Annotated in this window: 15 protein-coding genes; 7 read left to right on the plus strand and 8 right to left on the minus strand. The window is 68.2% G+C overall.

Features of this window, described 5'->3' with window-relative positions:
* Positions 1 to 128: 128 nt before the first annotated feature.
* Positions 129 to 290: a hypothetical protein gene (locus tag BJ970_RS25800; protein ID WP_184728597.1), complete on the plus strand. Its 162-nt coding sequence runs from the start codon at positions 129 to 131 to the stop codon at positions 288 to 290.
* Positions 291 to 293: 3 nt separating this feature from the next.
* On the opposite strand, the gene BJ970_RS25805 is transcribed toward BJ970_RS25800, so the two are convergent.
* Entirely contained in the window at positions 294 to 1,130 is an 837-nt protein-coding gene (locus BJ970_RS25805; protein WP_184728598.1) for a hypothetical protein, read from the minus strand.
* A gap of 3 nt (positions 1,131 to 1,133) precedes the next feature.
* Positions 1,134 to 2,873: an EndoU domain-containing protein gene (locus BJ970_RS25810; protein ID WP_184728599.1), complete on the minus strand. Its 1,740-nt coding sequence runs from the start codon at positions 2,871 to 2,873 to the stop codon at positions 1,134 to 1,136.
* A gap of 204 nt (positions 2,874 to 3,077) precedes the next feature.
* Here BJ970_RS25810 and BJ970_RS25815 point away from each other — a divergent pair, with 204 nt between their 5' ends.
* The gene (locus tag BJ970_RS25815) at positions 3,078 to 3,710 is read left to right on the plus strand and encodes a TetR/AcrR family transcriptional regulator (protein ID WP_184728600.1); all 633 of its coding nucleotides are present in this window, start codon (positions 3,078 to 3,080) and stop codon (positions 3,708 to 3,710) included.
* Between the two features lie 91 nt (positions 3,711 to 3,801).
* Here the strand turns inward: BJ970_RS25815 and BJ970_RS25820 are convergent, their stop codons facing one another.
* Positions 3,802 to 5,034, minus strand: coding sequence for an amidohydrolase family protein (locus tag BJ970_RS25820; protein WP_312864409.1), 1,233 nt, complete (start codon positions 5,032 to 5,034; stop codon positions 3,802 to 3,804).
* A 505-nt stretch (positions 5,035 to 5,539) separates the two neighbouring features.
* On the opposite strand from BJ970_RS25820, the gene BJ970_RS25825 reads away from it, so the two are divergent.
* Both BJ970_RS25825 and BJ970_RS25830 read left to right on the plus strand, forming a co-directional pair.
* Positions 5,540 to 6,565, plus strand: coding sequence for an MBL fold metallo-hydrolase (locus BJ970_RS25825; RefSeq protein WP_184728601.1), 1,026 nt, complete (start codon positions 5,540 to 5,542; stop codon positions 6,563 to 6,565).
* 319 nt (positions 6,566 to 6,884) lie between these two features.
* Positions 6,885 to 7,169 carry a DUF3040 domain-containing protein gene (locus tag BJ970_RS25830; protein ID WP_184728602.1) on the plus strand — a complete coding sequence of 95 codons (285 nt, stop codon included), beginning with the start codon at positions 6,885 to 6,887 and terminating at the stop codon, positions 7,167 to 7,169.
* Between the two features lie 82 nt (positions 7,170 to 7,251).
* Here BJ970_RS25830 and BJ970_RS25835 read toward each other — a convergent pair whose 3' ends face one another.
* The 4 genes from BJ970_RS25835 to BJ970_RS25850 all read right to left on the minus strand — a co-directional run bounded on the left by BJ970_RS25835 (position 7,252) and on the right by BJ970_RS25850 (position 11,840).
* The gene (locus BJ970_RS25835) at positions 7,252 to 7,449 is read right to left on the minus strand and encodes a DUF2795 domain-containing protein (RefSeq protein ID WP_184728603.1); all 198 of its coding nucleotides are present in this window, start codon (positions 7,447 to 7,449) and stop codon (positions 7,252 to 7,254) included.
* 212 nt (positions 7,450 to 7,661) lie between these two features.
* Positions 7,662 to 9,485 (minus strand): transketolase, encoded by a 1,824-nt coding sequence (locus tag BJ970_RS25840; RefSeq protein ID WP_184729361.1) that lies wholly within the window; start codon positions 9,483 to 9,485, stop codon positions 7,662 to 7,664.
* A gap of 85 nt (positions 9,486 to 9,570) precedes the next feature.
* On the minus strand, positions 9,571 to 10,080 hold the full coding sequence (locus BJ970_RS25845) for an ATP-binding protein (protein ID WP_184729362.1): 510 nt from the start codon (positions 10,078 to 10,080) through the stop codon (positions 9,571 to 9,573).
* A gap of 497 nt (positions 10,081 to 10,577) precedes the next feature.
* Positions 10,578 to 11,840, minus strand: a complete 1,263-nt coding sequence (locus tag BJ970_RS25850; protein ID WP_184728604.1) for an aminotransferase family protein — start codon at positions 11,838 to 11,840, stop codon at positions 10,578 to 10,580.
* Positions 11,841 to 12,045: 205 nt separating this feature from the next.
* On the opposite strand from BJ970_RS25850, the gene BJ970_RS25855 reads away from it, so the two are divergent.
* The 3 genes from BJ970_RS25855 to ssuE are packed head-to-tail and all read left to right on the plus strand — an operon-like array spanning position 12,046 to position 13,983.
* Positions 12,046 to 13,254 (plus strand): nitroreductase family protein, encoded by a 1,209-nt coding sequence (locus BJ970_RS25855; RefSeq protein ID WP_184728605.1) that lies wholly within the window; start codon positions 12,046 to 12,048, stop codon positions 13,252 to 13,254.
* A 6-nt stretch (positions 13,255 to 13,260) separates the two neighbouring features.
* Positions 13,261 to 13,362: a putative leader peptide gene (locus tag BJ970_RS40195; protein WP_376775135.1), complete on the plus strand. Its 102-nt coding sequence runs from the start codon at positions 13,261 to 13,263 to the stop codon at positions 13,360 to 13,362.
* A 60-nt stretch (positions 13,363 to 13,422) separates the two neighbouring features.
* Positions 13,423 to 13,983 carry an NADPH-dependent FMN reductase gene (gene ssuE, locus BJ970_RS25860; RefSeq protein WP_184728606.1) on the plus strand — a complete coding sequence of 187 codons (561 nt, stop codon included), beginning with the start codon at positions 13,423 to 13,425 and terminating at the stop codon, positions 13,981 to 13,983.
* Positions 13,984 to 14,038: 55 nt separating this feature from the next.
* Here ssuE and BJ970_RS25865 read toward each other — a convergent pair whose 3' ends face one another.
* Positions 14,039 to 14,944 (minus strand): ABC transporter substrate-binding protein, encoded by a 906-nt coding sequence (locus tag BJ970_RS25865; protein ID WP_312864410.1) that lies wholly within the window; start codon positions 14,942 to 14,944, stop codon positions 14,039 to 14,041.
* Positions 14,945 to 15,193 lie beyond the last annotated feature (249 nt).

Genomic DNA, 15,193 nt, shown 5'->3' on the forward strand with positions numbered 1-15,193 from the left:
CGTGTCCTGGACTGCCGGTTGGGATGCGCGAATGCACAGATTGCATTGTGGCCGTTGCGTTTCCGGGGTCCGCCGGCCGAGCGCCGGTGGACGGGATGGTCCCGGCGAGGATCGATACGCCGCGCGAGATGGCGTCCGCGATGCTGGTGCTGCAACAGGACCTGGCCGACGAGGCGCGCCGCATCCCGGCCGGTGACGTGGACACCGCGCGCCTCCGCCGCCTGGCCGCCGACACCGAGCGCTTCGCCAGCGCCCTACGCCGCTTCGGCTGGCTCGCCTCGCGAGCCTGACCGTCACATGGGCGGGTACTTGAACACCGGGACTGGTGGCGTCCTGGGGTCGAGGTTCAGATCAGCTCCTGTTAGCACGGCCAGCACCTGATCCACTGTGGACTGCGACAGGTCGGCGAGTGCGACGTGGAAAGTCTTGCTCGTCGCCCGGGCGCTCAGCATCATCCTGGGCAGGTCGCTCACAAGAGATTCTGCTTCGATCCGATCCTTGACCCACCACTGTTCGAAACTGCGGAGCAGGATGCCGCCGCCCCAGATCGAGCTGCTCCCGACTAGCCGAACCAGCTCACTGGTGAACAGGATTTCCTCAGCGCTGGGCTTGTGGATCTTTCCGGTGCGCATGTACTGGTCCGGGTTGGTACGCGCCACGTTCACTTCCGCGCCGACGCCGACGTCAGTGGTGAAGTGATCTACGAAAGGGTCGTAAAGACTCACAGGGAGATCAACGTGCACGCCCACCTGTGTGCGAAGCGTCCGGGCGAAGTCGGGTTTCTCGTGCACCACAATTGGTGGCCCAACGTAGAACTCGGCTTCGTCCTTCGCCGGCTCGTCATCGATGATGTTCAGCGATGACATGATGTTGTCCCGATCGTTGATCGAGTGCATGTATGGAACCGGAAGTTCGTGGTCGTACAAGAGCTCCCGAAGCTCCGCGCTTTCAGCGCGTGAGATCGGAATTTTTTCGTGGGCGAGGGACCAAGCCAGGCTGTCCAGCGCCAAGGTGTGCTCTCCGGCGTGAGTGTCTTCACTTAGGGACGAGCCCAGCTTTCCAGAAGACCGTTTGGTGATTGCCTGGATCAGAGCTTCAACTCGATCCATGAATTCGATGTCATCCATCATCCATCATTTCCGTCGCGGGTTTTCATGTACGCCGGGGCCGCTCACAGGGTAGGCCGTCACCACTTCCCCGTCTGATTCGAGCACGACCTTGATCCGAACGCCATCACGAGACCCGTAGACCTCCCAGCGGCCGCCCCTCTTTTCAGATATCTGGTCCGGGTTGCGCGCAATGTCTTGGACATGCCCCAGGATCTCCATGCGGCTCCAGTCAGGCGGAAACTCGGTCTTGCCAGGCTTTCCGGTCCCCGATACGTGGCCACCACCGCGCCCTGGAGGTGGGTCGCCGTCGAGGATGTGTGTCGCGCGGTCGGCGGTGATGTGCGTGGCGGCCGGATCGGGGTGCGGTACGGGTGCGTTATCCCAACCGCTGTAGGGTGCAACGCCGATGTGCCGTTCGAGTCCCTGATCGGCTTGGTCGTAAGCGCGTCGCTCGGACTCTACGGTCACGGCTTGGGCGCTCGCGGCCCATGCCTGAAGCAGACCGAGCCTGCCTCCGGCCGACAGGACCCTGACGGCTTCTTCCCGCTCGTACTCGTAAATGCTCTTGATCTCCGGAATCCTCTTCTTGATCGCCATGAACTGGCCGATTTCGATGCCTAGCTCGGCGGCGCGAATAAGCGGGGTGTTCCGGAGGATCCCGAGGATCGAGAAGAGGTCTGTATCGCCAAGTCTTTGGTTGAGTTCCGCTATCTGGTCCTGGGCGAGCTTCACCCCGTTTGACAGTAGTCTGCAAGACTCGCTCAACCCTGTGCAGGTCGCAGTGAGCACCGGCAGGATCTCCGAGGTTCCGCAGAGCTGGGACTTGGTGGCCCAGTACTGGCGGATGCCGTCGAAGACCGCGCCGTGGTTGTTCCCCACCAAGCCGTTGATCAGGGAGTCGCCGGACTGGGAGATGGTCGCAAGTTTTCCTGCGAGCTCTTTCCACTCGTTATAGGCGTACATGAGCCCCGCCGGGTCGGCGTCGGGCCAGTACTCGTAGCCCCAGTCCTCAAGGGCCTGCGCCGGGGCTCCCGAGCCGCTGGGTGGTGGTTCGGCGCCGGGGCGCACGGCGTCGACCGGGAGCTGCGTTAACCGTTCGGGTAGTTGGCCGCCGTGCCCGGCGGTGGATGCTTCTTCGGAGGCGACGTAGTTATTGCCGGTGTCGGTCATGCCCTGCGCGATACCGCCCAGCAGGTCGGTGGCCGCGCCGAGCACCGCCCACACCGCGCGGGCGGTGTCGTCGTAGAGGGTGCGCCACGGGGCCAGCACCGGATCGGCTCCGGCCATACCTGCGGCACTGGCGTGTAGGTTCCGGCTGATCCAGCCCATGTTGTCGGCCAGCTGCTGCTGGAGTCCGTGGAACGACCGGGCGGCGCGGCGCAGTTCCTCGATGGAGACGTCGACTTCGCCGTCGGGTCCGGCGGCCGGGCCCGCCGACATCGGCACGGTCGCAGACCCGCCTGACGAGCCGGCAGCGGCGTCCCAGATGGCCAGGTTCGCCTGGTGCGCGCTGCGGTAGTTCTCGTCGATCAGCGACAACAGGTCCGCCATGCCGTCGAGGAACTCGGTCATCTCCTCGGCTTCGTGAACCCACGTCGCACGTGCGGCCTCGAAACTCTCCGCGGCCTGGCCGGTCCAGGACGCCCGCAGCGGCCCGAGCGATGCGGCGATATCGGCCAGCTTCACCCGGATCTGATAGGTGGCGTTGCGGACGCTTTCCCACGCCTCACCGACCGCGGCGTAACGGACAGCGAACCGGTCCATCCCGTTCCCCCTAGAACTGCGGCAGCCCACCCAGTCCTAGGGCACGCCCGGCCGTTGATCAACCGGTTTCGGGCAACTGTGATCATGGTGGTCGCTCGCCGAGGCACTTTCCCGTTACGGCTAGGAGGTCGCCGTCGTGCTTCGAGATTGCGAGTTTCGCTAGAGTTAATTTCTAGTGGCGCACTCTAGCTATAAACTCCCGATATGAGTCCGGTCAACGAGGGCGGCAAGCGGGCCGCGAAGGCCAGGCAGACGCGGCTGCGGATGTTGCGGGCCGCCGGGGAGCTATTCGTCGAACGAGGTTACGGCGCGACGCCGCTGCAGGACATAGCCGACCGGGCCGGTGTCGCGGTGCAGACTATCTACTTCACGTTCCGCAACAAGCGGACCCTGTTGAAGGAGGTCGTGGACACCGCGATCGGCGGCGACGACGAGCCGATCGCCGTGATGGACCGGCCGTGGTTCCGCGACGCCCTCGACGCCGAGACCGCCGAGGATCAGCTGCGCGCGCATATCGCGGGCAGTCGGCAGGTCCTGGAACGGGTCGCGAGGATCACCGAGATGGTGCGCATCGCCGCCGCGGGCGACCCCGAGATCGCCGGTCTGTGGCAGGCGGATACCCACCCGCGCTACCCCGTCCAGGAATCCGTCGCCAAGACCCTCATGAGCAAACCGGGGGCGCGTGCGGATGTGTCCGCCGAGCATGCCGCCGATGTGCTGTTCGGCCTGCTGAGCCCCGAGCTCTACTTGATCCTCGTGCGCGATTGCGGCTGGCCGTCCGAGCGTTGGGAACAGTGGGCTTTCGAAACGCTGTGCACACAGCTCTGCCAAGCCTGACGGCCAGGGCGGGGTGGTGATTTCGAGGGAAATCACCACCGATTTTCATCGAGGTTGACGGAAATTCACCAACCAGGCGGCGGATCAGCCGTTACGACCGGTGTCCCAGCCGGTAGATCCGGCGCGCGTTGTCCCGGCCGATCATGCGGACCACCCGGATCGCGTCCGGCTCGGACCATTCGCCGGCCGCGACCCACTCCGAAAGCGCCTTGCGCATCCCGCGCCGCCACAGCAGCGCGCCGAGGTGGTGCAACTCCGGCGGTCCACAGGCGTCGGAGGAGAAGAGAATCTTCGCGAACGGCGCGAGCTCCAGCGACTCGGCCACCACCGCCGACGACCGGACCCCGCTGTAGTTCACCCCGAGCCCAACGTCGAAGTACACGCGCGGGAACACCTGGGCCAGGTATCCGGCATTGCGGTGGAAGGGGTAGCAGTGCAACAACATCAGGTCGACCCCGGAGGGCTCGATGAGCTTGATGAACCTCGTCAGCAGCAGCGGATCGCTGCGGTGCAGCTCGACATCGGGATCGCCGTACCCCGCGTGCAGCTGCAACGGCAGCCCCCGGTCGATGCCAGACCACAGCAGGAACCGCAGCAGCACCGGGTCGTCCACCCGGGTCGAACCGGACCGCAGCCAGTTTCCCGCCACGGCTACGACTTCCGCGTCCGATGGCCGTTCCGGGTCGAAGTCGAAACCGTAGCGGTAGGCGACGACGCTCTTGAGCGCGACCGCGCCGGTGGTGCGCTCGGCTAGCACTTCCGGGAATCGCGAGGGAAGTTCAGCCGCGCCGATCTCGTCACGCGCAAGGTCTTCCAGCACCGTCTCCAGGCGAACGACCTCGTCGGCCGGGACGCCGGAGGCCGACGCCATCTCGGCGGGGGAGAGGAGCTCGTCGCCCTTATAGCCGGTCTCGACCAGGTAGTGCCCGACGCCGCTTGCCGTGAGCAGCCGCCGCGTGACCTCTTCGGCACCGAGTTCTTCCCGCCGCGCCACGTAGTCGGCGGCGTCGGCGTGTGCCGGCAGACCGAGCTCCGGCGCGCAAAAGCGGCGGATGGCGAAGCCCACCTGCGAGTCGAACTGGGTCATCCACGGCGGCACCGGCCGGTCGGACTCGGTGAGCAGCAGCTCCAGCGTCGGTCGGTCGACCGACCCGGCCAGCGCGCCGTGCACGTGGTGGTCCACCAGCGGCAGGGCATCGATGACAGTCGTCAGGTCCTGCGTAGACATCCGCGATCCTCGTTCCGCATCGTCGAATCCGTCGAGGTGCGCGAGTTCGACGCGCTTCACCGACAGCTGGGTGGTCGTCGGCTCGGGTCGAACCACGATCGCACCACATCATCGGACTCCGGTGCTTTGCGCGCCGCCTTTAACGAATCATCCGGCCAGCGGCGAAAGGTGCAGCCGCCGCGCAGGATGAAAGATCCATATCGACAGTCGGTAATCGGGTGTGAAACGAACCGTCACCGAGCGCGCACAGGTGTTCCGGGCTCGATCCGAGCGTGAGTTGAGCGTGATGAATCACACTTTTTCGGCATGGCTTGCGGTGTTTCGTGTCCTCTTCGGAGCTCGGCGCCGGGGCGGGCCGGCCGGGTGGGACGGTGCGGCACCGGACCGTTCGCGCAGCTAAATTTCGCAGCTCGGCCGCGATTCGCCGCCCGTCTTGGCCTCCGGCGCCGACCGGTCCGCAGCCGTGTCCGGCGGCGCCGTCACGCCGGATTCCGCGGCTCCGCCGGTCCGGCCGGTGCGGCCATCAGCACACTGACCAGTTGGTATGTGTGTGGTACTCCTGATGGAACGCCCGGGCCCGGGCGTGGTTGGAGGTGTGGTCATGGGCGAGTCGCGGCATGAGTGGATGGAGCCGGGTGCATACGCCGTCGCGCCGGGCGTGCACCGGATTCCGCTGCCCCTTCCCAACGACGGCCTGCGCGCCGTGAACGTCTACGCGATTGCGGACGGGGACACGCTGACCCTCGTCGATGGCGGCTGGGCATTGGAGGAGTCGCGGGAACAGCTCAGCGCCGCGCTGCGCCAGATCGGCGCCGGGCTGGGCGACATCAGCCGATTCCTGGTCACCCACGCCCACCGCGACCACTACACCCAGGCGGTGGCGCTGCGGCAGGAGTTCGGTTCCAAGGTGCTACTGGGCGCGGACGAGCGGCACACCATCCGCAACCTGATAGACCCCGAGCACGAGCCTCTGGCCAAGCAGATCGAGATGCTCGCCGAATGCGGCGCGAAGCCGGTGCGCGATGCGATCGTGGCCGCCCGGGACAACGGCCCCCGCCCGCCGCACTTCTGGGAAGAGCCCGACGAGTGGATCGGCAGTTCCACCGATATCACCCTCGCCGACCGGCCGCTGCGCGCGATGGCCACCCCGGGCCACACCCGCGGGCACCTGGTGTTCATCGACGACGCCAGCGAGCTGATGTTCGCCGGCGACCACGTGCTGCCGCACATCACGCCGTCCATCGGCTTCGAGCAGTCGCCCAGCGAGGTTCCGCTGCGCGATTACCTGGCTTCGCTGCGGCTCGTTCGCACACTGCCGGACATGCGGCTGCTGCCCGCGCACGGGCCGGTCACCGACAGCGTCCACCAGCGCGTCGACGAACTGCTCGATCACCACGACACCCGCTTGGACGCGACCGCTGCGGTCGTGGCCAAGGGGGCCAGCACCGCATACGAGGTGGCCCGGGCGTTGACCTGGACCCGTCGGGAACGCACCCTCGACGAACTCGACCCCTTCAACCAGATGATGGCGGTGCTGGAAACCGCCGCGCACCTGGACGTGCTGGGCCTGCAGGGCAAACTCAGCAGGGACAAGATCGAAGGAGTCGTGCACTACGCCTCCGTCTGACCGGCGCGCAGCAGCGACACCGGCCGAACTGAGCGGCACACCAGCGGAAACCGGTCGGCGTTGGGAGTTCTCGGGTGCTGTGGAGACCGGCGCGGTGCCGACGCGGGTGGTGAGCTCATGGTCGTTTTGATACCGCTGGTCGTTACTCAGAGCAACCTCGGTCGTCGCCGGATGTTGCTGTGCGTAAGGGAAAATCACCCGGCTGCCGCGTTCGGTGACGAACCTCGGCGTGCCAATCTGGATGGGCCCATCCGGGCTTGAGGCTGGTGGGGGGCGGGTACCTCGTTGGGGTCGAAGGGAACGTCGGTAGGAGCTCGTCATGTTGAGCAGGCATGAGCGGGACAGGTTGGCCGAGATCGAATCCGCTCTGGTGTCCGCCGATCCGCGGTTGGCGGAGCAGTTCGACCGGTTCGACGCTTGTCGGCACCGGGCTGGAGTGCGCAGGCTGCTGGGGTTCCTGCTGCTTGCCCTCGTCGCCTTGCTGGCGTTGTTGTGCCTGGTGAGCGGGTTGATGCTGAGCTCGATCACGTTGGCATCGGGCGCCGTCGCCGGGGCCGTCGGCGTATGGTGGCACGCCCGGCGGAAGCGGCATCCGGGACACTGATCTGTCCGAAGTGGACCCTGTCGGCGCGGTGGGCCCGGCGCGGTGGGCCGGGCGTGGTGGGCGATGCGTGCGCTGGGGACTGTCACGGCGCTTGGCGGGGCAGGGCTTGCAGCACCGTGTCGGGCTCGACGTAGACGCCTTCGGGCAGGCTCTCGATGCGTTCCAGGTACGACATCGGCGCGCCGAGTGCGACGCACTGCTGGAAGATCTCCTGCTTGGTGGCCGGGAAACGCACGTGGCAGAGGAACCGGAGCAACTCTCCGCGGTCGGGTACGGGCATCGCGTCCACCGCCCCTTGGGCCAGTCGTGTTGACAACCGGCTACCCCACCCATTCAACGAGCACACACGGTGTCGCGATGACCGTGCGGATGTGGCGGATGGGTCGGTTGGGAGTTGACGCCGGGCCCCAGCGCCTACTCAGTGAGGACGTAGGTCGCACTACGGGATCACCAATCCCGCCCCTTGACCATCCACAGTGGTCACCGGACTGGTCAGGCGGCGAGCAGCTCGCGGGCCGCCGTGGCGATGGCGGATGCGTCGATGCCGGCCTGCGCCAGCAGTTCGGCAGGGGTCCCGGAACCCGGCATGGTGCGCACGGCCAGTGGTCGTACCGGGGTTCCGGAGCCCGCCAGGGCGCTGAGGACGGTCTCGCCGAGACCGCCTTGCGGCCAGTGGTCCTCGGCCGTGACCACCCCGCCGGTTTCCGCAGCGGCCCGGCGCAGCGTGTCGACGTCCACCGGCTTGATCGAGTACAGGTCGATGACGCGGGCCTCGATGCCTTCCCGAGCAAGCGTCTCCGCCGCGCCGAGCGCCTGGTGCAGGGTGACGCCCGCGCCGACGAGCGTGACGTCCTCGCCCCCGCGCACCACCCGCGAGCCGCCGATGGGGAAGTCCTCACCGGGCGGGTAGATCACCGGCGTGGCGCCGCGGCTGGTCCGCAGGTAGCTGATGCCGGTGAGGTCGGCCATCTCCTCGACCAGCCGCACGGTCTGGTTGGCGTCGCACGGGTACAACACCGTGCTGCCGTGCACCGCGCGGAACGCGGCCAGATCCTCCAACGCCATCTGCGACGGCCCGTCCTCGCCGATGGCGACTCCCGCGTGCGAGCCCATCAACCGAAGGTTCGCCCGGCTCACCGCGCCCATCCGGATGAAGTCGTAGGCGCGGGTGAGGAAGGCGGCGAAGGTCGAAGCGAACGGCACCCAGGAGCGCACCTGCATGCCGATCGCCGCGGCGATGAGTTGCTGCTCGGCGATGTACATCTCGAAGAAGCGGTCCGGGTGGGCTTCGCGGAACAGCTCGGAGAAGGTCGAATTGGACACCTCGCCGTCGAGCGCGACCACGTCTCCGCGCCGATCGCCGAGGGCACGCAGCGCCTCACCGTAGGCCTTGCGGGTGGCGACCTCGGCGCCCAGCTCGAACGCGGGCAGTCCACCGCCGCGCACCGGGAAGACGTGCGGCGTTTCGTCGCCGGTCGGTTTGGCGTAGTCGACGCGCAGGTCTCGGATGCCGCCGAGCTCGCGGATCGCCTCGTCCGAGTGCACCAGTGCCTTGCCGTGGAAGCCCTGCTTGTCCTCGACCTCGCCGACGCCCTTGCCCTTCTTTGTCGCCGCCAGCACGGCGACCGGCCGCCCATCACCGGCCGTGGCGTCTTTCAGCGCGGTTTCGATCTGCTCCGGGTCGTGGCCGTCGATCTGCAGCACGCGCCACCCCGCGGCGTAGGCCCGCGCGGCGTAGGAATCGAGGTCCCAGCCGTGCATCGTCTGGCCGGTCTGCCCGAGCCGGTTGACGTCCACCAGCGCGATGAGGTTGTCCAGTTGCTCGTGCCCGGCGTGCTCCAGCGCTTCCCAGATCGACCCCTCGGCCATCTCGCTGTCACCAAGCAGCACCCAGACCCGGTAGGGCAGCCGGTCCAGCCGCTGCGCCGTCAGCGCCAGGCCCACCCCGATCGGCAAGCCCTGGCCGAGCGACCCGGTCGCCACGTCGACCCACGGCAGCACCGGAGTCGGGTGGCCCTCCAGACGGCTGCCGAATTTGCGGAAGGACAGCAATTCGGCGTCGTCGATCGCGCCGACCGCCTTCAGGCACGAGTACAGCAGCGGCGAGGCGTGCCCCTTGGAGAAGATCAGATGGTCGTTGCGGGGATCGTCCGGGTGGTCGAAGTCCAGCCGCAGGTGGCCGTCCAGCAACGCGGCCATCAGGTCGGCCGCCGACATCGACGAAGTGGGGTGCCCGGAACCGGCGGCGTTGCTGGCCCGCACGGAGTCGACCCGCAACTGCTGTGCCAGCTCGAATCGGAAGGTCAGATGGTCCATGCCCCGGGAAATGCCCACCGGCTGCACCGGCGAAACCACCGCCGGTGATCTGCGGCTTCGATTGAAACCCCAGCTGTCGGCGGCGTCAGCGCAGGTCGGATTTGCTGAGGCCGGAGAGCAGGCGCTTGATCACTTCGGGGTCGATCTCGGCGGTTTCCTCGACGGGGTGTTCGGCGGGCGCTCCGCGCTTCCGGGAACGGCGGGGCAGCGGCACCGCGTTCGCCGAGACACCACCCGGCAGCGGCAGCTCGCACCACACGAGCGTGCCGCCACCGCGCAGCGCGGTCGCGCCGCAGCGACCGTTGGCGAACCCGGGGGCCAGCATTGGTGGGACCCTCGCCTGCTCGTCCTCGACCTCGGCCACCAGGCTCTCGCCGCTGAGTCGCAGCCGGACCGTGAGGAAACCGGGCGAGCCGGGCACGGCGCTGTCCACGGCCGCGGTCACCAGTGCCGTGGTGAGATGGGAGGTCTCGTCGATCAGGTCCCGCAGGGACCACTCGGTAAGGGAGAACCGGACGAACATTTCGGCGCAATTCACCGCGCTGGGAAGCGCGATGAGTCGCAGGTCGTCGACTTGTGCGGTCTGGGTGTTCACCTGGTTGTCGTCCTCCATCCGCGTCCGCTGCGCGTCATCACCTGCCAGCCGTATTTTGCCAACTCGATCGGGTGGCATGTCCACAGGGGCGGCGAGTTCTCAAACCGCTGCTCGCGGGTCGGTTTCCGGGTCGCATGTCGATTTTCTCCGATGTGCCACCGCGCGGCGACCGGTCGGCCCCGCCCGGCTCGCGGCCTCAGGTGACTTGGTGCATGTCGACATCCCTTGACTGTCTGCTGTGGACTGTCCTCGGTGAACCCCGTTTCGGCGCAGCGCATTCCGGTGTCGCATGTGGAACGTGCCGGACCGGTGCGCCGGTCCCCGTGGTCTGGCGAGAAACGTACGGCACGAAACCCGTTTGGTACAGACCGCTGCGTATCGGTTCCGCAACAGGAATATTCCAGCCCGATGATCATGCGGTATCGGGCGGATGATGACCCAGCCGGCCGAACGATATCGGGGGTGCCCGCGGCGGTCCGCGGGCACCCCGAACAGGCTCACGCGAGGCGGTCCAACCCCTCCCGCATCGCGGTGCCGATCAGGTCGATCTCCGACTCGTTGATGATCAGCGGCGGCGACACGGCGAGTGCCTTGCCCAGCGGGCGCACGATGACGCCGAGTTCCCGGATCGCGAGCTGGGTGCGGACCAGCGCGCCGGGGTCGGCGGCCAGCAGATCCGGTGCCAGCTCGACCGCGCCGAGCACACCGGTGCCGCCCCGCACCTCGCCCACGGCGGGGTGGTCGGCGAGCCGCCGCAGCGCGTCGTGCAGCGGGAGCTCCAGCTTGTCGGCCCGGGCCAGCAGCTTCTCGCGCTCCAGGATGTCGAGGTTGGCCAGCGCGGCGACGGCCGCCGTGGGGTGCCCGGAGTAGGTCGCACCGTGCCGGAACGGGCGGCCCGGGTGGTTCCAGAACGGTTCGGCCACCCGCTCGGCGATCACCACGCCACCCAGCGGCAGGTATCCGCTGGTGACGCCCTTGGCGAAGGTGATCATGTCCGGCCGTAGACCCCACCGCTCGACGCCGAACCAGCTGCCGACCCGGCCGAACCCGCAGATCACCGCGTCGGCGACGAAAAGGATCTCGTGCTCGGCGCAGATCTTGGCGACCCCTTCCAGGTAGCCAGGCTGTGGCGGGTACAGCCCGCCGGCACCCATCACCGGTTCGGCGAAGAACGCCGCGATCCGGTCGGCGCCGATCCGGTCGATGGCCTCCCGCAGGCTTTCGGCGTCGTCGTGGGCGACCCGGCTGGTCTCCGGCACGAGCTCGCCGAATCCGGCCCGGTTGACCTCGATCCCGCCGATGCCGGTGCCCACACCGTTGGTGCCGTGATAGGCGTGGCCGCGGCTGAGGATGTGGGTGCGCCGCGGCTGCCCGCGCTGCACCCAGTACTGCCGGGCCAGCTTGGCGGCGGTGTCGATCGACTCGCCGCCACCGGTGGTGAGGAAGATCTTCGCGTTGTCCATCGGGGCAAGCTGCGAGAGCCGATCGGCGAGCGCCTCGGCCGGCCGGTTCGTGAAGTCGTTGAACACGGAGTAAGACTCAAGCTCGCGCATCTGCGCCGCGGCGGCCTCGGCGATCTCGGTGCGGCCATGGCCGACGTTGGCGTACCAGAGACTCGCGGTGCCGTCGAGGTAACGACGGCCCTCCTGGTCGTAGATCCAGACCCCGTCGCCCTTGCTGACGCAGAACTGGCCGTTCTTGACCTCGAACATGTCCGCGAACGGGTGCCACAACGCGGTATTGCGCGGTGCTGTCGACATGGCTTCCTCCTTCGGTGTCGCGCCCCAGCCTCGTCGCCGGGCCCGCCGGTACGACAGTGCCAAAACGCCGAAATTAGCCGGACGAGTTGGCCAGATCGCGGTCGCGGCGACGCCGACTACAGAGGGGACCTTGTCCTCTGCCGACGCTCCGCGGGCCGAGGGCACGGTCTCGGTTGTTTACCCCTCGCGTGGAAGTGATCAACGCATGGATTGGTTCCCGATGCTTCGCCGACGCCCAAGCGAATCTCCCGGCGAACGCCGGTGGACGCCGCAGGAGGTGGCGATGCTGGCCGAGGCCGTGCACCGCGCGCCTTCGGTGCACTACAAGCAGCCCTGGTCGCTGCGGGTGCACGGACGAACCGCCATCCTGCGCATGCGTTCGACGCCCGACCTGGTCCAGCAGGATCCGGATGGCCGGGACCGGCGGATCTCGTGCGGTTCGGCGGTCGCGGACCTGGTGATCGCGATGCGCGGGCTCGGCTGGGCGACCGACGTGCGCTGGCAGGTCGACGACGAGCACACGGGCGGCGAAGCGACGGTGATCGGTAGCCACCGGAGCCCTGCGACGGCGATCGACCGAGACCGCCAGCGGGCCATCGGCCGCCAGGTGAGCTTCCGGCGCCCCTTCGCCGATCAGCCGATCACCGACCGGCCGATCCCGCACCTGGCTCGCACTGCCGTGGTGTGCGCGTCCACCACGCAAGCGACCTGGGTGGACGGACCAGCTGAGAAACACGCCCTGGCGCGTCTGCTGGTCTGCGCGGCGGCCGACCAAACCGACAAGAGCTATCAGCGAGAGCTGGGCGCGTGGATCGCGCCGATTTCGGACGAGAGGCTGCTTTCGGACGACCAGAAGATTTCGGGCAAGGGGAAGATCGAAGACTCGTTGTCGGACCGTGGGCTGCCCGCCGTCGGCCTAGCGACCTCCGGAACCCATCGGCTCGACCAGGACCGGATCGCCCGGTGGCTGGCGCCGGGGTCGGTGCTGGTCTTCAGCACGATGGCGGACGGCGCGCGGGACCACCTGCTGGCCGGCGAGGCCGCCGGGCCCGCCCGGCGAGGCCGCCGGGCGGGCCTGCTTGGAGGCCGCCCGGTTGGGCCTGGCCGCGTCGGTGACGACCCAGCCGTTGCGGCTTTCCGGGGTGCGTTTCGGGTTGCGCGACGAACTCGGTCTCGCCGGGGTGCCGCAGCTGTTGATGCGGGTCGGCTACCCGGCGGCGACCCCGGTGCCGAACCGGGGCCGCTGGCCATTGCCGGACTTGTTCGCGGGCTGACCATCCACTGTGGTCACAAACCATGGCCGAGAACCACGGGTCGGTGCCGGGCTTGGCGATCCCGGCCACGCTGTGAACGTCCGGCTGATGGGAAATGCGGGCCGCTGATTGACATGCCGGTGATGCTCTGTTGCGATTGATTCGTGATGTTCCCGGTGTTCACGAAGCGGCGACACGTGGATCTCCGCCGCGTGTCCGCCCAAGCGTGTCGACCCTGGCGCTCCGCCAGCCCGGTTTCCCGCCGCTGAGCGCGGACCCGGACCCGCAACAGTCCACAACGGACCCCAACTCGGCCCCAGGGAGCACGTGTGTCCAGCGTTCTCGTCATTTCCGGTAGCCCCTCGCGCACTTCGAAGACCGAACGGGTCGGCGAGCACATCGCCCAGCGCCTCGCGACGTCCGGCCGCGACGTCGATCACCTGCGCGTCCGCACCTTGCCCGCGGATGCGCTGCTCGGTGCCGATACCCGCGCCCCGGCGATCGCCGACGCCATCGGCAGGGTCGCCGAGGCCGATGGCATCGTGCTGGCCACCCCAACCTACAAGGCCGCCTATTCCGGCCTGCTCAAGGCGTTTCTGGACCTGCTGCCGCAGTTCGGCTTCGCCGGCAAGGCGGTGCTGCCGCTGGCCACCGGCGGCAGCACCGCGCACGTTCTCGCCATCGATTACGCGCTGCGCCCGGTGGTGCACTCGCTCGGCGCCCGCCACGCGGTGCAGAGCTTCTTCTTGCTGGACAAGCACATCTCGGCGGTGGACGACCAGCTAAGCGTCCACCCGGACAGCGCGGAGCCGCTGGCCGACGTGATCGAGCAGTTCAGCAAGGCGCTCGACGGCGTTCCGCACGCCACGGTCCTCGGCCGCTCCGCCTAATGCCGCGTGCGGGGCACCCTTGACCGGCGTGGTCAGGGGCGCCCCGCACGCGGGTTCAGCGCAGTTCCGGCGGGCTGATCTGGGAGGTCTGGATCGCCGAGGCTGTGGTGCGCCACTTGCGCAGGATGCGCTGGTAGCTGCCATCCGCGATCAGCTTGTTCACGGCAGCCTGGAGCGCGGGCGCCAGCGGCGAGCCCTTCGCCACCGCGAAACCGACGTCGAGGCGCCGGAACTCGTTGAGGAAACGCAGGTTCGGCTGCTGGCTGGTGGCGTAGCGCAGGCCGTTGATCGTGCTCATGAGCACGTCGATCTTGCCCTGCTGAAGTGCGGAGTACTGCGCGCTCTGCTCCGCGAAGACCTGCACCTGGTAGGGCGGGCGGCCGATCTCGCCGCAGCGGTGCTGGCCGGCGTTCAGCGTCGCCTCGAACGTGGTGCCCGCACCCGTGCCGATCGTCCGGCCGCAGAGCTGGGTGACGTCGGTGACCGGCGCGAGATCGCTGTCCTGGCGCACCGCGAAGCCTTGGCCGTCGTCGATGTAGGTGACGAAGTCGATGGCCTTCTTGCGCACCTCGGTGACCCCGAAGTTGCCGGTGCCGACCTGGTACTTTCCACTGCCCAGCGCGGGCAGGATCGTCTCGAACGCGGCGTCCTGCCGGTCGATGCGCACGCCGAGAACGCGGGCCACGGCGTCGGCAATGTCGATGTCCTGTCCGACCGCGGTGCGGTTGTCGGGCAGGTAGAACGCTCCGGGCGGGCTGCCGCCGACGGAACTGCCGAAGGTCAGCACCCCGGCCTGCCGGACCTCCGGCGGCAGCAGCGCCGCGGCCGCCTCGTCCTTGCGAATCGAAGAGACCACGTCGGCGGTGGCGTCCAGGCCGGGTGCGGCTTCGGTCGGGACCGCGCCGGGCGCACAGCCGGCGAGCAATCCGGCCGCGGCCAGCATCACAACGATCGTTCTCACACGCGTGAGCATTCGGTGCAAACCCTTCGGGGGAACGGCAACGGGCACGGTGGTGGTGGGGGTGGCGATACCCGTGCGAGGAGGGAAAATGGTCAGCTGAAGCGGCTGACGGCGCGAGGCGAGGCGAACGGCGTCAGCCGCGACAAGCGGCGGACCACACCAGTGCGAGGTCGATGTGGTTGCGTTTCACCAAACGCAGTTGCCTGGTCACGTCCCGAGAATCGCCCGGCCCACGGGTGGTGTCAACGC

The sequence above is a fragment of the Saccharopolyspora phatthalungensis genome, assembly GCF_014203395.1.
GTDB lineage: Bacteria > Actinomycetota > Actinomycetes > Mycobacteriales > Pseudonocardiaceae > Saccharopolyspora > Saccharopolyspora phatthalungensis.